This window comes from Algicella marina, assembly GCF_009931615.1.
Classification (GTDB): Bacteria; Pseudomonadota; Alphaproteobacteria; order Rhodobacterales; family Rhodobacteraceae; genus Algicella; species Algicella marina.
This window is the reverse complement of record NZ_CP046620.1, coordinates 493,835-513,477: the sequence shown is the minus strand read 5'-3', so window position 1 is coordinate 513,477 and position 19,643 is coordinate 493,835. Positions and strand designations below refer to the sequence as shown.

The window sequence follows — 19,643 nt, the reverse complement described above, 5'->3', positions numbered from 1 at the left end:
GCGCGAGTGTCCGGCGCGTCGTGAAGTTGAAGTCAAAGGACCAACCAAAACGTAACGGGAGAGTTGAATGAAACTCAGATATGCACTCACAGGCGCAGCCAGCGCGATGGCAATTGCCTCCGCAGCCAGTGCCGACGGCCACATGGCAAACGAGATGACGATCGTTTCGTGGGGCGGCGCTTATTCAAATTCGCAGCAGAAAGCGTATCACGACCCCTATATGGAGAAGACCGGCGTTTCGATCGTCAACGACGAAAGCTCCGCAGAAGCCGTCGCCAAGCTGCGCGCCATGGCAGAAGCCGGCAACGTCACATGGGACGTCGTGGACGTGGTTGCCGCAGATGCAATGCGCCTTTGCGATGAAGGCCTTGCATTGGAAATCGACGCGGACGAGCAGCTTGCTCCGGCACCGGACGGCACCCCAGCGTCCGAAGATTTCGGCGACCTGATCGTTTCCGACTGCTTCATTCCGCAGATCGTCTACTCCACCACATTCGGTTACCGCACCGATAATGAAGGCTGGGATTCCGAGCCGGACAGCGTCTGCGCCGTGTTCGACACGGAAACATTCCCCGGCAAGCGTGCGCTGGAAAAGCGTCCGATCGCCAACATGGAATGGGCCCTGATCTGTGACGGTGTCTCCATCGAGGAGGTCTATGACCTGCTGGAGACGGACGAGGGCGTTGACCGCGCGTTCGCCAAGCTCGACACGATCAAGGATCAGACCGTCTGGTGGACGGCCGGTGCCGAGACGCCGCAGCTTCTGGCGGATGGTGAAGTCGCCATCGGTTCCACCTACAACGGCCGCCTCTTCTCCGTGATCGAGGAGCAGGACCAGCCGGTGAAGATGCTCTGGGACTGGCAGATGTTCGATCTGGACGGCTGGATCATTCCCGCCGGTCTGTCCGACGAACGTCAGGCTCGTGCGCTGGACTACATCTACTTCGCGACCGACACCCAGCGTCTCGCCGATCAGGCAGCCTACATCTCCTACGGTCCGGCCCGTGCATCCTCTGCACCGCTCGTCGGCCAGCACGCCGAACTTGGCATCGACATGGCTCCGCACATGCCGACCGATCCGGCCAACGCGCAAAACACCTTCCTGTTCAACTATGAATGGTGGGCAGACAACCGCGACGATCTGGATGCGAAATTCCAAGCCTGGCTGATCCAGTAATCGGCCCTTGGGGCTGCGCCACCCGGCGCGGCCCCGCTTCATCCAGGAGAATGCGAATGCCCAAAGGCTACTGGGTTGGCCACATCACGGTCACCAATCCCGACGCGTACAAGGAATATGTCGAGCGCGACACCCCGATCATCGAGAGTTTCGGCGGCATATTCCTGGTCCGCGGCGGCCAGAGTGAAACACCCGAAAGCCCCATGAAGGAGCGCCACGTCATTATCGAGTTTCCCGATTACCAGACCGCACGCAAAGCCTATTATTCCGATGAATATCAGGAAGTTCTGAAAATCCGTCAGGCCAACGCCATGTCCGATATTCTGATCGTGGAGGGTCACTGATGTCCGATACCGGCCAAACAACGGCAATAATGGTCGACAATCAGGGTGTTCCGCTGAAAAAGTCGCTCGCCCGCGCCCTGCGCCGCCAGAAACTGCGGGCGCTGATGCTCATCGCCCCGCTGCTCCTCTTCGTGCTGATCACCTTCATTGCCCCCATTGCCGACATGTTGTTCCGCTCGGTCAAGAACGAGATCGTGGCGGACACGATACCCCGTACGGTACGCGTGGTCGCCGACTGGGAGCCGGAGAGTGGAACGCCGGGAGAGCCGGTCTTCGCCGCCCTGACCCGTGACCTGATGATCGCGACGGAACGCAAGATGCACACCCGGCTCGGCAGCCGCCTGAACTACGAGAGCGCAGGCATGTCGTCGCTGTTCCGCAAATCCGGCCGCAGCGTCGACGACATCGGCGAAGAGATCACGGAGCAATTCGTGGCGCTCGACCCCGCGTGGGAGGAACCCCGGACACTGGCCACCCTGCTCGGTGGTGAAGCCTGGCTGGCGAATACGCAGGACTGGATTGCCCGCAAGGAAGAGCAAGGCCGAGATTTCGATGAACTTCCCCCCGTGCCGCGCCTTTCCGATGCCGCCCGAGAGGCGCTGCCGCGCACGGCCGACGCCTACGCCGCCTTTGCCGCAACCCTTCGGACCGAGGATGAGGAAAGCGCCTACGAAGAAGACCCATGGCACATGGTCTATCTGTCCCTCTACGACGATCTCAGCGCCGACCCGGCTGCCGCAGAAGCATTGGGCGATGCCAGGCTCTCCGCCGCGGCGGACGCTGTTTCCGGCTTCACGCCGATCAGCACCAAGGACGCCTTCATCGACATCGACGAAGACTGGGGTGACAACGAGACCTGGGCCACGATCAAGACTTTCTCGCCGCCGTTCACGTCCGGCTACTTCCTCAATGCCGCCGATCTTGAACTTACCGGCGAGGGCATCGCGCTCAAGCCAGAGGACGAGCGGATCTACATCAAGCTGTTCATCCGTACGATGATCCTCTCGCTTACCATTACCGGCACCTGCATCCTGCTTGGCTACCCGGTGGCCTGGATACTGGCGAACTTGCCGATGCGTACGGCGAACCTTCTGATGATCCTGGTGCTCCTGCCGTTCTGGACATCGCTTCTCGTCCGCACCTCCGCGTGGAAGGTGCTGCTGCAACAACAGGGGGTGATCAACGACATCCTTGTATGGGTCGGCATCGTCTCCGACAGCGGCCGCCTCGTCATGATCAACAACCAGCTTGGTACCGTCATCGCGATGACGCACATTCTGCTGCCGTTCATGATCCTGCCGCTCTACTCGGTGATGAAGACCATCCCGCCCACTTATCTCCGCGCAGCCAAATCGCTCGGCGCGACGAACTGGACAGCTTTCTGGCGGGTCTATTTCCCGCAGTCAGTGCCGGGAATCGGCGCGGGTTCGATCCTCGTTTTCATCCTCGCCATCGGCTACTACATCACGCCCGAACTCGTCGGCGGGACAGACGGAACGTTTATCTCGAACCGCATTGCCTACCACATTTCGACCAGCCTGAACTGGGGCCTCGCCGCGGCCCTTGGCACCGCGTTGCTGGTCATCGTGCTGGCGCTCTACTGGGTGTACGACCGGATGGTCGGCATCGACAACGTGAAGCTGGGGTAAAGAAACATGAGCCTTCCCGTCTACGCCACACCCCATCAGAAACTTTGGTACTACAGCTTCCGGGTGATCTGCGGGCTGATCTTCTTCTTCCTGATCTTCCCGATCCTCACAATCATCCCGCTCAGCTTCAATGCAGAGAATTTCTTCACCTTCACGCCGAAAATGCTGGCGCTGGATCCGGAAGGTTACAGCCTCAAGCACTACCGGGATTTCTTCTCCAATTCCGATTGGCAACTGGCGCTCAAAAACTCATTGACGATCGCGCCATGGGCCACGCTTCTGTCGGTCTCCTTCGGCACGCTCGCCGCCATCGGCCTTTCGCAACGCCATGTGCCCTTCAAGGGCGCAATCATGGCGATCCTTATCTCGCCGATGATCGTGCCGCTGATCATCTCGGCCACGGGCATGTTCTTCTTCTACTCCACCATCGGCATCCAGGGCACCAAGATCGGCGTGATCCTTGCCCATGCCGCGCTCGGCGTGCCCTTCGTGATCATCACCGTCACCGCCACTCTGGTGGGGTTCGACGAAAGCCTTACCCGCGCTGCAGCCAATATGGGCGCAGGCCCGGTTCGCACCTTCTTCAAGATCCAGATGCCGCTGATCCTGCCCGGCGTGATCTCCGGCGCGCTCTTCGCCTTCATTACCTCCTTCGATGAAGTCGTGGTGGTCCTCTTCGTCGGATCTGCGGCCGAGAAAACGCTGCCTTGGCAAATGTTCACCGGCCTGCGCGAACAGATCAGCCCGACGATTCTGGCCGTGGCGACGATCCTCGTGGTCCTCTCGGTGATGTTGCTGACAGCAATCGAACTCCTTCGCCGCCGGTCGGAGCGTCTGCGTGGCATGAGTCCGGGCTGAGCCAGCATGGGAATTGGCGACGCGGGTCTGTTTCGCGCCACCGTCCCGGTGTTTCTCCATTATCTCGGACGGCTGAACTCAATCATCGCCAAGGCACCAGACACCGCATTGGCATCCAGACTGACGGAGGACACAGGCACGGCAGCGGAGCACTTCGCCACCGCCCAAGGCTTCACGCTCCGCACCGTCTTTCCGCTGATCGGGCGCGATGCCCCGGAGTTGCCGGAAACCGCGCTCGCTGCCCGCGCGGATACGGCCCGTGCGCATCTGACACCGCTCACAGAGGCGGACTTCGCCGGAGCCACTACCCGCACCATCACCCACACCGCCGGTTTCGCCGAACTCCGTCAGACCGCGGATACCTTTGCCACATGCTACGGGCTGCCGAATTTCTTCTTCCACCTCACGTTCGGCTACGCCACGCTCCGCGCACAGGGCGTGTCCATCGGCAAGTCGGATTTTGATGGCCAGCACAGTTACCCTCCCGGCTTCAGATTCTGAACATGGCGGAGATTGCACTCACCTCTGCCGCCTCCTAAGGTCCGCCCGACCGCGACCGCCGAGGCCCGAATGTCCCTGCCCCCGTTTCAGACCATAACTACCGGCCTTGTCGTCGCCATCGTCGGCTTCTTCAGCTCTTTTCCCATCGTCCTCCAGGGCGTCCGGCAGGTCGGCGCGACAGATGCGCAGGCCGCCTCGGCCCTTGCTGCTGCCGCGATCGCCATGGGACTGACGGGCGTCTTTCTTGCGCTATGGAAACGCCAGCCGATCTCGGTAGCTTGGTCGACACCCGGCGTCGCCCTCCTCGCCGTCACCGCTACGCCCGAGAGCGGTTTTGCCGGGGCTATCGGCGCCTTCATCCTTGCCGGAGCACTTACTGTCATTGCCGGCCTCTGGCGTCCCTTCGCCCGACTCGCCGCCGCCATCCCGATCCCGCTCGCCCATGCCATGCTTGCCGGCGTACTTCTGAAGATCACGATGCAGCCCTTTCAGGGCATCGCCGAAATCCCGCTGCTTGCCTTGCCCGTCGTCCTCACCTGGATTGCCGCCCGTTTCATCAGGCCGCTATTCGCCGTGCCTGCTGCCGTCATCGCCGCCGCCATCGTCACCCTGATTCATGCCGGCGGCGCGACACTGCCACCGACTCTGGTGACCCCGTTTCTCCTGATTGCACCCGCGCTCGATCCCGGCACTGCCATTTCCATCGGCATTCCGTTGTTCATCGTAACGATGGCTACCCAGAATATCCCCGGTGTCGCCGTCCTGCGCTCCAACGGATACGCACCGGAGGCCGGCCACGGCTTCACCGCTGTTGGCGTCGCCAGTCTGCTCTCGGCCTCGTTCGGCGCGCCGGCCACCTGCCTCGCCGCCATCACCTCGGCCATGTGTTCGGGCGACGAGGCCCACCCCGACCCGGCCCTGCGCTACTGGGCAGCTGTGTTTGCCGGGCTGTTCTACGCCGTCTTCGGTATTTTCGCCGGAGTGATCACCGGTTTCGCGGGCCTGGCACCAACCTTGCTGCTTGGCACCCTCGCGGGCATCGCCCTGATCAGCGTGTTCATCAAATCCGCCACCGCCGCCCTCACACCCGAGATCACGCGCGAAGCGGCTGCAATTACCTTCGTGGTCACCGCTTCGGGCATCACCATCCTGGGCCTCGGTGCGGCCGTCTGGGGGCTGGTCATCGGCGTACTGTTGCACCTGCTGCAAACCCGGCTGGGCCGGTTCTGAAATGGGACTGCTTCTCGGCCTCGACACCGGCGGCACCTACACAGACGCCGTTCTGTTCGAAGAAGGCGCTGTTGAGCCGGTACGCCAGACGGCCAAGGCCCTGACCACCCACCAAGACCTTTCCTGCGGTCTCGCCGCTGCCATTGATGCCGTTCTGGCGGATGGTGACGTCGATCCGGTCACCATTGCCCTTGTCTCGCTGTCCACGACGCTGGCCACCAATGCACTTGTCGAAGGTCGCGGAGGCCGAGCTGCTCTCGTCTTCATCGGGTTCGAAGAGGCCGACGCCACGCGCGGCGGCCTTGCAGAAGCGCTTGCTGGTGACCCGCTCATCCACGTTCCTGGCGGTCACTCCCCATCCGGCCAGCCCTGCGTGCCCCTCGGTCTCGCGGAACTGGAAGACGCAGCGAAGACCCTGAAGGGACAGGTCGAGGGCATCGCCATCGTCTCCGCCTTTGCCAGCCGCAACACCGCCCATGAGGAAGAAGCGGCCCGCCTGCTCCGCGCGGCAACCGGCCTGCCCGTTACCTGCGGCCACGAGCTTTCGGCGCGCCTCGGCGGACCTAAACGTGCGGTAACGACCCTGCTCAACGCCCGGCTCATCGGCCTGATCAGCGGTTTGATCTCCGCCACCGAATCCGCGCTCGCGGCCCGCGGAATCACCGCACCTCTGATGCTGGTGCGGGGCGACGGCGCCCTCGTCTCCGCCGCCTTCGCCCGCCAGCGCCCGATCGAAACCATCCTTTCCGGCCCCGCCGCCAGCCTTGTCGGGGCCGCCGTGCTGACCGGTGCGCAGGATGCCGTCGTCGCCGACATCGGTGGCACCACCACGGACATCGCCATCCTTCAGGGCGGTCGCCCTCGCCTCAGTCCCGACGGTGCCGAGGTCGGCGGCTTCCGCACCATGGTCGAGGCCGTGGACATGCGGGCAGTCGGTCTTGGCGGCGACAGCCGAGTCCGACTGGATCCCACCCTCGAAGCGAGTCTGACGCTCGGCCCGGACCGCGCCCTGCCGCTTTCGCTGCTGGTGAGCGAGCACCCGCATCTCCTGACCGTACTGGAGGCGGAAGCCGCTCGCCCGTTGCCGTCTGAATTTGATGCCAGCTTTGCCCGCGCCACCGGCCACACGGTGCCTGGCAGCCTTCCAGCTTCGGAAACGTCGCTGTTGAGCCGCCTCGCCGCCGGGCCGCTACCCCTCTCCGTCCTGCTGGTTAACCGAACCGACCGCGCCCACCTCCGCCGCCTCGCCAGCCGCGGTCTCATCCGTATTGCCGCCTTCACCCCCAGCGATGCCGCTCATCTCCTCGGCCTGCAATCCGGCTGGAACAGCGAGGCTGCCCGCCTCGGTGCCTTTCTCATGGCCCGCCAACGCGACGGTCGCGGCCAACCCGTCGCCGCCTCGCCGGAGGCGTTCGCCCGGCGCGTCCTCGCCCGGCTCGAAGAGTTCTCGGCCGAGGCGATCCTCGCAGTCACCCTCCGCGCGGACGGGTTGCCGCCGGATCCCACGCATCCATTCATCCGTGCCGGCCTCACCGACAGCCCGCGCATCACCCGCCTCACCGCCGGCCTTACACTCCCGCTTATCGGCCTCGGCGCGGCCGCACCCACCTACTATCCCGGCATCGCCCGCCGTCTGGGGAGCGAGGCGCTGATCCCCCGAGAAGCCGGCGTCGCCAATGCCATCGGTGCCGTTGCCGGTCGCATCTCCATCCGCCGAAGCGTTCATGTCTCCACGTCACCCGACGGCGGTTTTGCCGTGCACACACGCAGCACTCCCACCATCTACCCCGACCTGCCTGCCGCCACACAGGCCGCGCTTCAGGCGTCCGAAGCCGCCGCCCGCGCTGCAGCCATCGAAGCGGGCGCCGACACCCCGGAAGTCACGGTCAGTTTCCATGAAACACGCGCGACGGTTGAAGGTCGTCCCGTGTTCATCGAGGGCGAGGCCCGCGCAGAAGCCGCAGGCCGGCCGCGCCATGCCGCCCGCTGACCGATACCGCCCGCATCAATCGGAGGTTCAAATCCGTGCAGCGGCAGCTTACATCAGGTACAGGTTAATCGGAGCGTCCCCATGCCCATCGCAGCTTTCTTCGTCCTCATCGCGGGCGGCATCGCAGTCGCGATCCTCTATCCGCATCTTCGGATAGCAGTTCTGGCAGTATTGGCCGTGGCTGGCGGCGGTCTCGCCGCCTATTTCCTGCTGGCCGACATCAACGCCACCCCAAGGGCGGAGCGGATCGAGGCGGACGAAGTTCAGCTTGCCGACATCGTACTGACGGAAGAGCGGGGCTATAGTGTCCTCGCCGGACGGGTCACCAACGCCTCGCAGGACTGGACGCTCAGCAATTTCGGGCTGCGCATTCGTCTCTACGATTGTCCGACCGTCGAAACCCAGTTGACCGAGTGCACCGTAGTCGCAGAGGACAGGGGCCGCGCACGGGTCACCGTTCCACCCGGCCAAAGTCGCGCCTTCCGCACGGTCTGGCGCTTTCCGGACATCCCAATACTCGAAGGCATTCTGGTGACGGATTGGTCCGTCACCGACGCGGCTGTTCCGAACTGAGCCGCCGACGGGTCAACTCACGACCCGGCCACCGTCCCAGCCGAGCCGCAATTTAAGCGCCGACCGTGCCCGCGACAATCGCGAGGTGACCGTTCCCTCCGGCACGCCAAGCGCGTTCGCAGCCTCGGCATAACTCGCCCCATCGACAGCGACCTGCCAGAGCAGATCGCGCTGGGATTTCGGCAGGCTTTCCAGCGCCGCCAGCACTTCCTGCACCGTCAGCTGCATCTCCTGTCCGCCGGCCACCGCTTCCTCTTCCTCCGGCTCGCCGTCAAGCTTGCGGCCGCGGACACCGTCGATGTGCAGGTTGTGCAGCATACGCATAAGGTAGGCGCGCGGATTACGTATCTCGTTACCCTTCTGCCGGGCCTGCAATGCCCGGCTGAACGTTTCCTGTACCAGATCATCGGCCTGCGCCTTGGCCCGCGTCAGTGACAAGGCGTAGCGATAAAGAACCGGTTGATGGTCCAGAAGGGTGCGGTCTTCGCGCGCGTCACCGCGCACGGAAGCAACCATTTGCATGGCTCCGTTGTCCTTAATTGTTTCCCCACAAGTCGAGCCTGAATGCTGGCCCGCTCATGTGCCTAAGATGCGTGCTCACCGCGCCGTCTTCCAGTGTCCGCGCAGAAAGTTTACCGATTCAGCGAGTTTTGGCTCAGCAAAAAACCGCTCAGGAAGGGGATGGCTGCTCCGCCGTCTATCCCATGTAAGCGCCACAATGGCCTTGCCGGTCGGGCATGATGCCCGGTCGTCCGAGACTGAAAGCAGGAGGAATTCCTCATGAAACGCACACTTGGTATCGCCGTTCTCGCAGGCACGCTGGCAATGGGCGGCGCCGCCTTCGCCGAATTCGCGGATGTGGACGCCGACGGTGACGGCCTGTTGTCCGCAGAAGAATTCGTCGCGGCCTTCCCCGATGCAACAGAGGCAACCTATCTCGCCGCAGATACCGATGCCGATGGCATGGTCTCCGAGGAAGAGCACGGCGCAGCCGTGGATGCCGGCATCCTTCCGGCCGAATAATCTCAAGGTTACGATGCTCTCGCCCCCCGGAGAGCGTTCAGGCCGGGCCTTCGGGTCCGGCCTGCGGCGTTTCAGGGGCGGGATTCCAACATCCCGAACCGGCAATCAGGCAGCGCCACGGCCTCTACCACTTCGAATACCGGGCCAGTTCTTCCGCCAGCACATCGAAAACCAGCCGAATGCGCCTACTGGTGTGCAACTCGCGGTGGGTAACCAGCCACACCGGGATGGAAAATGACACATCTCCCGGCAGCACCGGTTCCAATGCCGCGCCCCGCTCCGCCAGTGCCCGCGTCAGCACAGCAATACCCAGACCAGCCGCAGCCATCTCCCGCGCCACCGACCCGCTCTCCGAGGACAGCACGATACTGGCTTCCGTCACCGGCAAGCCCAGTTTCTGCTGAAGGTGCCGCACCATCCGGCCCTCACGGTCGAAACCGATGATGCGGGCACTTGTCAGGTCTTCCTTACTCCGCGGACGTCCGAAGGCTTCAAGGTAGTCGGTGGATGCGAACAGGCCCGCCTCGGTATGTGCCACCATCCGTGCGATCAGGTCCGGGTTGTCCGGTCGGGCGTGGCGGATGGAAATATCCGCCTCCCGCCTCGCCAGATCGCTGACAGCATTCGAGGCGATGACGTCATAGGTGATCCCCGGCGCCTCCTGCCGCAGCCGCCGCAGGATCGGCGGCAGGACATAGGTGGCGACGTCGTTGGTGGCGGTTATCGCCACCAGCCCCTCCACAGCCTCTGACCGCCCGGCAGCACTCAATGCTGCCCGGCCCGCAGCTTCCCCCATGCCGCGAAAATGCGCCAACAGGTCGGCGCCCGAAGGCGTCAGTTCCAGTCCACGTCCCACTCGCTCGAAGAGCACCACGCCCAGCGCCTCCTCCAGCGCCGCCACCTGCCGCCCCAGCGTCGGCTGGGTGGAGCCAAGCGCCCGCGCAGCGGCCGAAAGCGAGCCTTCCTCAGCCGTGGCGAGAAAAGCCCGTGCGTGGTTCCAGTCAAAGCCGAGTGCCTGCCAATTCATGCAAATATGCATAACATATCTACAAAAATAGGCAATTCCGCATGGATGTTTCCATGGCTATAGCATCCTCAAGCCAAAAGCCACGCTTGCACGCAGGAGATCAGGAATGCCCCAAATGGATATGCCAATGCCCCGCTCCCCCTTCTTCTGGAACATCATGGCCCGCCGCTACGCCCGCCAGCCCATCGCCGACGAGGCCTCCTATCAGCGCAAGCTGGAGATCACGCAGAGCTACCTGCGCCCGGAGATGGAACTGCTGGAATTCGGCTGTGGCACCGGCAGCACCGCGCTGATCCACGCGCCGCATGTCCGCCATATCCAGGCCATCGACTTCTCCCCCCGGATGATCGAGATCGCCCGCCAGCGCGCCGCCGATGCACGAACATCCAACGTCACCTTCCAAACGGCAACCATCGAGGAGCTTGCGGAACCCGGCGGCAGCTACGACGCCATCCTCGGTCTGTCCATCATTCACCTGCTGGAAGACCGCGCCGCCGTACTCGGCAAAGTCCATGGCCTGCTGAAACCCGGTGGACTGTTCGTCTCGTCCACCGCCTGCATCGCCGAGATGGGCTGGCTGCCCCGCTTTCTGGTGCCAGTCCTCTCCGCCCTGCGTATTCTGCCGAACATAAGTGTTTTCGACCGGCCGAGGCTGATACGGGATCTCGAAGAGGCCGGTTTCACCATCGAGCAGAACTGGCATCCCGGCCCCGGCAAGGCCGTCTTCATCGTCGCCCGCAAGCGCTGAAGCCTACCGGCGCAGTTGCCGCGCCGCCCCGCCTCGGGTACCACCCTTGGCATGGTCGATTTTCAGAAAACCCGCGATGCCTTCGACCTGCCCGAGGGCATCGTCTATCTCGACGGCAACTCCCTCGGCCCCTTGCCGCGCGCCGCCACTGCCCGGGTCTCAGCGTTGCTGCGCGACGAATGGGGCCAGCGCCTGATCCGTGGCTGGAACGAAGCCGGCTGGATGGCCCAGCCGGGTCGCACCGGAGACCGCATAGCCTGCCTGATCGGCGCCGCCCCCGACACCGTCACCGTCGGCGACACTCTGTCGATCAGGCTCCACCAGGCCCTGCACGCCGCCCTCCAGGCCGCACCCGACCGTCGCGAGGTGCTCACCTGTTCCGGCAACTTCCCCTCCGACCTCTACATCGCCGAAGGACTGCTGCGCACGCTCGACAAGGGCCACACCCTTCGCGTCGTTCCACCTCAGGAGGTCGCGGCCACACTCTCCGATCAGACGGCGGTGCTGATGCTGACGGAGGTGGACTATCGCACCGGCCGCCTGCACGATATGGCGCGCCTCACCCGTGCCGCCCATAACCTGGGCGCTGTCACGGTCTGGGATCTCGCCCATTCCGCCGGCGCCCTGCCGGTGGACCTCCGGGGCACGAACGCCGACTTCGCCGTCGGCTGCACGTACAAGTATCTCAATGGCGGGCCCGGCGCTCCCGCTTTCCTGTACGTCCGGCCCGACCGGGCAGAACAGGTGTCACCAGCCCTGCCCGGCTGGCTAGGCCACGCCGCCCCCTTCGAGTTCGAACCCAGCTATCGCCCGGCTCCCGGAATTTCCCGGATGCGGATCGGCACCCCACCAGTCATTGCCCTCGCCGCACTGGAGACGGCCCTCGACATATTCGACGATGTGGCCATGTCGGACATCCGCGCCCGCTCCATCACCCTGTCGGAGCGCTTCATCGCCGGGGCCGATGCACTGGGCCTGCAGCTCATGTCCCCGCGCGATCCGGCCCGGCGCGGCTCCCAGGTCTCCATTGCCCACCCCGAAGGCTACGCGATGATGCAGGCGCTCATTTCCCGCGGCGTGATCGGTGATTTCCGCGCCCCAGACCTCATGCGCTTCGGCTTCGCCCCGCTCTACAATACCGAAGCGGATATCGACACGGCACTCGCCCATCTCAGCGACGTCGTGCTGAATCGTCTCTGGGACAATCCCGCCTACAGTGTTCGTCAGGCAGTCACATAAGCCTGCGAAAACATCCGCAAAATTTGTTCCGCGGTGCAACCAAACCGTCAGCCGCGGCGTTCACGTAAACGTAATGGAACAGGACATCATGCGCCCGCCTCTCGTCTCGCTTGCCACCCACGCCATCTGCCTCGATTTCGATGGCACTTTGGTCGACATCGCAGCCACGCCCGATGGCATCGAGGTGCCGGAAACGCTGGCGCCCCTGCTCAACCACCTGCTGGCGGAAACCGACGGTGCCACCGCGCTGATCTCCGGTCGGGACGTCGCGGCACTTCGCCGACACCTGCCGGAGTACAAGGGGCCGATCATCGGCAGTCACGGCGGCGAGCGCAGCGATGCTCCCGGTCGCATCGACACATCCGGTCTGCCCGACGCCCGCGCCGTCATCGCCGAGGTCCACGCCCTTGCCGCCGGCCTGCGGGTGGAGGAAAAGCCTCATGGCGCCGTACTCCATTACCGGGCGGAACCTGACCGCGCCGACGAAGCCGAAACAACGGCCCGCGCTATTGCCGCCCGCTTCCCCGGCTTCACACTGCAACGCGCAAAAATGGCTTGGGAAATCCACCCCGAGGGGATCTCCAAGGATCGCGCCCTCGCCACCCTGTTCGAAAGCCCTCCCTTTCAGGGCCGCCTGCCGCTATTCGCCGGTGACGACACCACGGATGAGCCAGCGCTGGCCCATGTTGCCCAAAAAGGAGGCATCGCCATCCGCATCGGCGGCGGTGATAGCGCCGCGCCCTATCATCTGGAAACCCCGTCTGACATGCTGTCATGGCTCGCATCGCTGAGTTGAAAGTCAAATGTCCCGCCTGATCGTTCTTTCCAATCGTCTGCCCCTCGGGGATGCCCCCTCCGGCGGCCTCGTCGTTGCCCTGGAAGACGCCCTGGCCTCCTCGGGCGGTCTCTGGATCGGCCACCACGGCATTGCCGAAGACCCGTGCACCCGGCTTACGTCCCATGATGGCGCCTCGTTCGACCGCGCCACCTTCACGCTCACCGAGTCGGAGCATGAGGGCTATTATCTTGGCTATGCCAATTCCGTGCTCTGGCCGATCTGCCACGGGCGTGCGGACCTCTCGCAGATAGAGCATGGCGATCTGGAGACCTATCGTGCCGTGAACGCCCGCGTCGCCGGGCTGGTCGCCGAAATCCTGCAACCCGACGACATCCTCTGGGTGCAGGACTATCACTTCTTTCCGATTGCCACCGAATTACGGGCGCGCGGCGTCCGGAACCGCATCGGCTTCTTCCTCCACATCCCCTTCCCGTCACCGCAGGATCTGCAGGCACTGCCCAACGCCGAGGAGGTTCTCAGCTGGCTGGCCGATTTCTCGCTGATCGGCTTTCAGGCAAACCGCGACGTCTTCAACCTGCGCGACTGCATCCGCCACATAACGGAGCTTGACGAGGCGATGGAGGGTGTCATCGAATTCGGCGGCAAGAGCCTCAACGCCGCCGCCTTCCCCATCGGCATCGACGCGAAGGCCTTCGCCGAAGAGGCCAAGGCGGCCCGGAAATCCGACCGGGTGCGCACCCTCACCGGCGCCGATCTGATGATCGGCGTCGATCGGCTGGATTACTCGAAGGGCCTGCCCCAACGCTTCCGGGCATTTCAGCAACTGCTGGAAACCCACGAGGACCTGCACGAGCAGATCGCCTTCCTGCAGATCGCGCCGCCAACGCGCGAGGAGGTGCAGGCCTATCAGGACATCCGCGAGGAAACCGAACATCTGGCCGGGCGCATCAACGGGCGTTTCGCAACCCTGAACTGGACACCCATCCGCTACATTCACCGCGCCGTGCCGCGCGAAATCCTGGCCGGCCTCTTCCGTCAGGCCCGTATCGGCCTCGTCACACCGCTCAACGATGGCATGAACCTGGTAGCCAAGGAATATGTCGCCGCCCAGCGCCGCAACAATCCCGGCGTGCTGATCCTCAGCCGCTTCGCCGGGGCCGCCGAACAGATGGACGCGGCCCTGCTGATCAACCCGCACGACCCCTATGAGACGGCAGAGGCAATCGCCACCGCCTTCCGGATGCCTCTGGAGGAGCGACAGGATCGTCACGAGGCCCTTCTGCGCGAGGTGACGGAGAAGGACGTCCGCTGGTGGTCGGATGCCTTCCTCAAACAACTCGCGGCCGCGTGACGGAGGTGACGCACGGACAGGTGACTGAGGTGAATTGTACCCTCAACCGCGAATCCGGGATGCCGGTCAAGCATGTGGGACACAAAAATCCACGGCGGCAAAATACCGTGTATCAGCGGTCTCGGCCGTTTTATTCACTACCGGCGCCCCGCCGCCGCATGGTCTGCCGCCGGACACGGGGTCCGCAGGGCCTGTTCGCCGGAGCCGCCTTCGATGATGCCGGAATGAGAGGCGCGAAGACTGGCGTCAGGGATTTACCGGCTCGGCGGCGCGAAGCGTCCTTGACGCCAGTCTTCGCGGCTCTCAGGCATCAATCGGCGAAGGCGGGTGCGGCGCACAGGCCCGGCCCCTGTTCTCTGGTGAGCCTGAGGCCTCTCAACCGACCGTGATCGTCAGCCATACCAGACCCATACCGAAACCATACCAAATCCATATCGGGTTTCACGGCAGCATTGCCGTCAGCGTCTCCAGCCGGTCGGCTTCGCCGGCGGGCTTGTCCCAACGCAGCCTGCTGATGCGCGGGAACCGCATCGCGACGCCGGACTTGTGGCGGGCAGAGCGATTCAGCCCTTCGAAGGCGATCTCCAGCACCAGACCGAAATCCTGCCCCGCCCGGACGGAGCGTACCGGACCGAAACGCTCTACCGTATTGTCGCGCACGAACTTGTCGATCTCCTTGAGTTCCTGATCCGTGAAACCGAAGTAGGCCTTGCCCACAGGCACCAGGACATCGCCATCCCAAACGCCGAAAGTGTAGTCCGAATAAAACCCGGACCGTTTCCCATGCCCCCGCTGCGCATACATCAGCACTGCGTCGATGACATGCGGATCCTTCTTCCACTTGAACCATGGCCCCTTCGGCCGGCCAGGCACGTAGACACTGTCCCACCGCTTCAGCATCAGCCCCTCGATCACCGGGTCCGGCGGCGCGGCGCGCAGGGCAGACAACGTACTGAAATCATTAAACTCAATCAGTTCCGACAGATCGAACCGGCTGTCGTTCAGCCCTGAGACAAACCCTTCCAATCGCCGCCGCCGCTCCGCGAAAGTCAACGGCCGCAGGTTCTTGTCTCCAGCCTGCAGTAAGTCGTATGCCCTAATGAAGGCCGGAAAATCGGTCATCATCTTCCGGGATACAGTCTTGCGGTTCAGCCGCTGCTGCAAATCTCCGAACGGGGCGACGGCACCGTCGCGCACCACCAACAACTCCCCGTCCAGCGCTCCCTCGAAATCCATATGCGCCAACACATCCGGAAACGCCCCCGAAATGTCGTCCCCGGTCCGCGAATAGATACGCCGCTCGCCGCCCTCGGCCACCGCCTGCACGCGGATGCCGTCCCATTTCCACTCCGCCGCAAATTCAACTGGGTCGAGCCCCTCCAGCGCCGCCTCGTCCAGCGCGGTCGCCAGCATCACTGGCCGAAACGGGCAAAGCGCCGCCTGCACCGGCTTTTCGCTTCGTCCGTCCAACCAGGCGAAAAGATCGCAATAGGGCGCTTCCAGCCCGTGCCACAACTCCTCGATCTCAGTCACGTCGACGTCGCCGAAGCCGGCCAGCGCCTGTTTCGCCAATCGCGCCGAAACACCAACCCGCAACCCGCCCGTCGCCAGCTTCAGCAGCGCAAAACGCTCCGAAGCCCCCATCCGGTCCAGAAGGTCGGCTACCAGAGCCGGCGCCTCGGCTCTCCCGGCTTTTGCAAGCATATCAACCACTTCCGCCAAAGTCGGCGCCTCAACACCATCACCTTCCCACAACAATGCAATGGTCTCAGCCAAGTCTCCCACAAAGTCGTAGGAAAGGCGGAACAACTCCTCGTCAATCCTCTCCGCCATGAGCGTCCGAAGCACCCCGGGCTTCACGGCGCGGAAATCCAGATCGCGTGTGATTGCAGCCAGAGCCCAGCCCCTGTCCGGGTCCGGCACGGCCCGAAAATAGTCTTCGAGTAATCGCAGTTTGCCATTGCGGGACGGCGTCAGCACCAACCGTTCCAGAAGTGCGGCGAACGCCTTCATACGTTCGGTCCTCTTCGATGGCAGGCACCGAACGGCAAAGCGTGCAGCCGCAGCCACATGTCTGAAAACGCTCTATTCCGCTTCATCTTCATACCCAACCAGATGCAGGGGACGCGCCGGCATTCCCTGTAGCGCGCACCACCGCACGAGTGCCTCTTCCCGCCCGTGCGTTACCCAGACTTCCGAGGGCGCCAGTTCCCGCAGCGTGGCCGTCAGTTCCGGCCAATCCGCGTGGTCGGAAATCACCAGTGGCAACTCAACTCCCCGCTGTCGCGTCCGCGCCCGAATCCGCATCCAGCCACTGGCAAACGCGATGAGTGGGTCCGGGAAACGCTGCGCCCATTTTGCGGCAAACGCCGACGGCGGACCGAGCACGATCTTGCCCGCAAATTTCGCCTTCTCGGCCCTGTCCACCGTCGCCGGCTCCAACGGTCCAAGTGCCACCCCCTCACTCTCATAATAAGTGCATAACCGCGCCAGCGAGCCATGCATGTAGATCGGCTCCGCATAGCCCGCATCGCGGATCAGTCGCAGGACCCGCTGCGCCTTGCCGAGGGCATAGACGCCGACCAGATGCGTCCGTTCCGGAAACTGCTCCAGCGATTTCAGGAGCTTGTCTATTTCCGCGAGCGGATCAGGATGATGAAACACCGGCAAGCCGAAGGTCGCTTCGGTAATGAACACATCGCAGGCCACAGGCTCGAATGTCGCGGCAGTTGGATCGACTCCTCGCTTGTAGTCACCAGCCGCGACAATGCGCAGCCCACGGTGTTCCACGCATATCTGTGCCGAGCCGAGGACATGCCCCGCCGGATGGAAAGACACGCCTACGCCGCCCACATCCGTGACCCCGTCCGCCGCCTGAACCGAGCCCGCAAACCCTTCACCATACCGTATCGCCATGATGTCCAGCGTCTGGCGCGTCGCCATGACGGCACCGTGCCCGGCACGTGCATGGTCCGCATGCCCGTGCGTGATCAGCGCCCGCGCGACCGGTCGGACCGGATCAATGTAGAAATCGCCAACCGGGCAATAAAGCCCTTCGGGGCGCGGGTGCAAAAGTTCTTCAGCTTTCATGCGGCAAATCTAGTCCGCCACACTGCGGTGCCAAGCCGCCTCTTTCCTTCGCTGGGGAAAGTGTTCATCCTGCGGCCCAAGACCCGAGAGGCCCGATGACTGACCACTCCGAAATCCGTGAAGAGATCGCCAAGCTCTGCCAGCGCTTTCCCGACGCCTATTGGCGCGACCTCGATCGGGAACGCGCTTATCCGCAAGCCTTTGTCACTGCATTGTCGGAAGCCGGATACCTCGCCGCGCTGATCCCGGAGGAACATGGCGGCAGCGGTCTGACGCTCTCAGCCGCAATCGCGATTGTCGAAGAAATCCACGCGCAGGGTGCCAACGCCGCCGCATGCCACGCGCAGATGTACATCATGGGCACGCTGCTGCGCCACGGCAGCGCCGAACAGAAGGCCCGCTACCTGCCCCGCATCGCCACCGGCGAGCTGCGCCTTCAGGCCTTCGGCGTGACCGAACCCACCAGCGGCACCGATACCTCCGCCATCCGCACCACGGCGCGGCGCGAGGGCGAGGCTTACATCGTCAACGGCCAGAAGATCTGGACCAGCCGCGCCGAGCATTCCGACCTGATGCTCCTGCTCGCCCGCACCACCCCGCGAGAACAGGCAGCCAAGCGCACTGACGGCCTCTCCGTCTTCCTGCTCGACATGAACGCGCCCGGCCTTACGATCCGCCCGATCCGCACGATGATGAACCACGCCACCACGGAAGTGTTCTTTCAGGACGTAAAGATTCCAGCCGCCAACCTGATCGGCGAGGAGGGCAAGGGCTTTCGCTACATCCTCTCGGGCATGAACGCCGAGCGGATCCTGATCGCCGCTGAATGCATCGGCGATGCCAAATGGTTCATCGCCCGCGCCACGGCTTATGCCAAGGACCGAGAGGTTTTCTCCCGCCCCATCGGCCGCAACCAGGGCATCCAGTTTCCCATCGCCAAGGCCTACGCCGCGATGCGCGCGGCGGAGCTGATGGTGCGCGAGGCGGCCGCGCTCTACGAGCAGGGCGAACCCTGCGGACCCGAGGCCAACATGGCCAAGATGCTCGCCGCCGACGCCGCGTGGGAGGCCGCCAATATGTGCGTGCAAACCCACGGCGGCTTCGGCTTCGCCGAGGAATACGACATCGAACGCAAGTTCCGCGAAACCCGCCTCTACCAGGTCGCACCCGTCTCCACCAACCTCATCCTGTCCTATATCGCCGAACACGTGCTCGGCTTGCCGAGGTCCTACTGATGGCCGGCTGGCAAGACTGGGTGGGGCGCGAGGAGGTGGCCGAAGACGTGCTGACGCCCGAGACCCTGCGCCGCTTCACGGCCACGCTGGAAGGCGTCGTGCCCCTGCCGGCGCACCCGCTCTGCCTGCACTGGTGCCTCGCCGCACCCGCTCTGCCGGCCTCGGCGCTGGGGCAGGACGGCCACCCCGCCAAGGGCGGCTTCCTGCCGCCGATCCCGCTACCCCGGCGCATGTGGGCGGGCGGCGAGATCACCTTTCACGCGCCCCTGCCGCTCGGCACCGCGATCACGCGCACCTCGCGCATCGCAGCGATCCGCGAAAAGCAGGGCCGCACCGGCCCGCTCGTCTTTGTCGAAGTCGCACATGAATTTTCCGCAGGTAACACAATGCTTGTCTCGGAAGTGCAAACGCTCGTCTACCGCACACCTGCGCCCTTGCATCGCCCGCAGGCGGAGGGCATGGGCACGCCAACTGTCAGTCTTACACCCGACGCAACGCTGCTCTTTCGCTACTCCGCACTTACCTTTAACGGCCATCGCATCCATTACGATGAGCCATATGCGCGGACGGTGGAGGGGTACCCAGGTCTTGTCGTCCATGGCCCTCTGGTCGCTACCCTGCTGGCCAACCTCGCGGAGGCGCAAGCTGGCAGATCTCTGCGCCATCTCACCTATCGTGGTGCCAGTCCGGCCATCGCAGACGAGACACTGCACCTCTTCACCGACGCTGGCCAATTGGAAGCCCGAAGCGCCAACGGCGCGCTGGTCTCAACCGCCACGGCCAGTTTCGACATCTGAAACCGCGCGCAC

Annotated in this window: 19 protein-coding genes; 15 read left to right on the top strand and 4 right to left on the bottom strand. The window is 64.0% G+C overall.

The features are described 5' to 3' along the window. Window positions 1-67: 67 nt before the first annotated feature. The 8 genes from GO499_RS02585 (at window position 68) to GO499_RS02550 (ending at window position 8,322) form a co-directional block, all read left to right on the top strand. On the top strand, window positions 68-1,177 hold the full coding sequence (locus tag GO499_RS02585; RefSeq protein WP_161860723.1) for an extracellular solute-binding protein: 1,110 nt from the start codon (window positions 68-70) through the stop codon (window positions 1,175-1,177). A gap of 56 nt (window positions 1,178-1,233) precedes the next feature. Next, complete coding sequence (locus GO499_RS02580) at window positions 1,234-1,521, top strand: DUF1330 domain-containing protein (RefSeq protein WP_161860722.1); 288 nt, start codon at window positions 1,234-1,236, stop codon at window positions 1,519-1,521. After that, window positions 1,521-3,170 carry an ABC transporter permease gene (locus GO499_RS02575; protein ID WP_161860721.1) on the top strand — a complete coding sequence of 550 codons (1,650 nt, stop codon included), beginning with the start codon at window positions 1,521-1,523 and terminating at the stop codon, window positions 3,168-3,170. Before GO499_RS02580 ends, GO499_RS02575 begins: the two co-directional genes overlap by 1 nt. Window positions 3,171-3,176: 6 nt before the next feature. Next, window positions 3,177-4,028 (top strand): ABC transporter permease, encoded by an 852-nt coding sequence (locus GO499_RS02570; protein WP_161860720.1) that lies wholly within the window; start codon window positions 3,177-3,179, stop codon window positions 4,026-4,028. Window positions 4,029-4,034: 6 nt separating this feature from the next. Continuing rightward, on the top strand, window positions 4,035-4,529 hold the full coding sequence (locus GO499_RS02565; protein WP_161860719.1) for a DUF1993 family protein: 495 nt from the start codon (window positions 4,035-4,037) through the stop codon (window positions 4,527-4,529). Window positions 4,530-4,598: 69 nt separating this feature from the next. After that, window positions 4,599-5,759 carry a benzoate/H(+) symporter BenE family transporter gene (locus GO499_RS02560; RefSeq protein ID WP_161860718.1) on the top strand — a complete coding sequence of 387 codons (1,161 nt, stop codon included), beginning with the start codon at window positions 4,599-4,601 and terminating at the stop codon, window positions 5,757-5,759. 1 nt (window position 5,760) lies between these two features. Beyond that, a complete protein-coding gene (locus GO499_RS02555; RefSeq protein WP_161860717.1) occupies window positions 5,761-7,749 on the top strand; it encodes a hydantoinase/oxoprolinase family protein in 1,989 nt (662 codons plus the stop codon). A gap of 81 nt (window positions 7,750-7,830) precedes the next feature. After that, window positions 7,831-8,322: a hypothetical protein gene (locus GO499_RS02550; RefSeq protein WP_161860716.1), complete on the top strand. Its 492-nt coding sequence runs from the start codon at window positions 7,831-7,833 to the stop codon at window positions 8,320-8,322. 12 nt (window positions 8,323-8,334) lie between these two features. On the opposite strand, the gene GO499_RS02545 is transcribed toward GO499_RS02550, so the two are convergent. After that, window positions 8,335-8,838: an RNA polymerase sigma factor gene (locus tag GO499_RS02545; protein ID WP_161860715.1), complete on the bottom strand. Its 504-nt coding sequence runs from the start codon at window positions 8,836-8,838 to the stop codon at window positions 8,335-8,337. Between the two features lie 264 nt (window positions 8,839-9,102). Here GO499_RS02545 and GO499_RS02540 point away from each other — a divergent pair, with 264 nt between their 5' ends. Further along, the gene (locus tag GO499_RS02540; RefSeq protein ID WP_161860714.1) at window positions 9,103-9,345 is read left to right on the top strand and encodes an EF-hand domain-containing protein; all 243 of its coding nucleotides are present in this window, start codon (window positions 9,103-9,105) and stop codon (window positions 9,343-9,345) included. A 124-nt stretch (window positions 9,346-9,469) separates the two neighbouring features. Here the strand turns inward: GO499_RS02540 and GO499_RS02535 are convergent, their stop codons facing one another. After that, entirely contained in the window at window positions 9,470-10,372 is a 903-nt protein-coding gene (locus GO499_RS02535) for a LysR family transcriptional regulator (protein WP_284154869.1), read from the bottom strand. A gap of 127 nt (window positions 10,373-10,499) precedes the next feature. Here GO499_RS02535 and GO499_RS02530 point away from each other — a divergent pair, with 127 nt between their 5' ends. The 4 genes from GO499_RS02530 (at window position 10,500) to GO499_RS02515 (ending at window position 14,509) form a co-directional block, all read left to right on the top strand. Next, window positions 10,500-11,120 (top strand): class I SAM-dependent methyltransferase, encoded by a 621-nt coding sequence (locus GO499_RS02530; protein ID WP_161860712.1) that lies wholly within the window; start codon window positions 10,500-10,502, stop codon window positions 11,118-11,120. A 51-nt stretch (window positions 11,121-11,171) separates the two neighbouring features. After that, the gene (kynU, locus tag GO499_RS02525) at window positions 11,172-12,359 is read left to right on the top strand and encodes a kynureninase (RefSeq protein ID WP_161860711.1); all 1,188 of its coding nucleotides are present in this window, start codon (window positions 11,172-11,174) and stop codon (window positions 12,357-12,359) included. 88 nt (window positions 12,360-12,447) lie between these two features. Then, entirely contained in the window at window positions 12,448-13,155 is a 708-nt protein-coding gene (gene otsB / locus GO499_RS02520; protein ID WP_161860710.1) for a trehalose-phosphatase, read from the top strand. Between the two features lie 7 nt (window positions 13,156-13,162). After that, window positions 13,163-14,509: an alpha,alpha-trehalose-phosphate synthase (UDP-forming) gene (locus GO499_RS02515; protein WP_161860709.1), complete on the top strand. Its 1,347-nt coding sequence runs from the start codon at window positions 13,163-13,165 to the stop codon at window positions 14,507-14,509. Window positions 14,510-14,950: 441 nt separating this feature from the next. On the opposite strand, the gene GO499_RS02510 is transcribed toward GO499_RS02515, so the two are convergent. Both GO499_RS02510 and GO499_RS02505 read right to left on the bottom strand, forming a co-directional pair. Continuing rightward, a complete protein-coding gene (locus tag GO499_RS02510) occupies window positions 14,951-16,522 on the bottom strand; it encodes a cisplatin damage response ATP-dependent DNA ligase (RefSeq protein WP_161860708.1) in 1,572 nt (523 codons plus the stop codon). Window positions 16,523-16,594: 72 nt separating this feature from the next. Further along, window positions 16,595-17,599 carry a ligase-associated DNA damage response exonuclease gene (locus GO499_RS02505; protein WP_161860707.1) on the bottom strand — a complete coding sequence of 335 codons (1,005 nt, stop codon included), beginning with the start codon at window positions 17,597-17,599 and terminating at the stop codon, window positions 16,595-16,597. 95 nt (window positions 17,600-17,694) lie between these two features. Between GO499_RS02505 and GO499_RS02500 the strand changes: the two genes are divergently transcribed. Further along, window positions 17,695-18,834 (top strand): acyl-CoA dehydrogenase family protein, encoded by a 1,140-nt coding sequence (locus GO499_RS02500; RefSeq protein WP_161860706.1) that lies wholly within the window; start codon window positions 17,695-17,697, stop codon window positions 18,832-18,834. After that, entirely contained in the window at window positions 18,834-19,631 is a 798-nt protein-coding gene (locus GO499_RS02495) for an HTD2 family dehydratase (protein WP_161860705.1), read from the top strand. Before GO499_RS02500 ends, GO499_RS02495 begins: the two co-directional genes overlap by 1 nt. Window positions 19,632-19,643 lie beyond the last annotated feature (12 nt).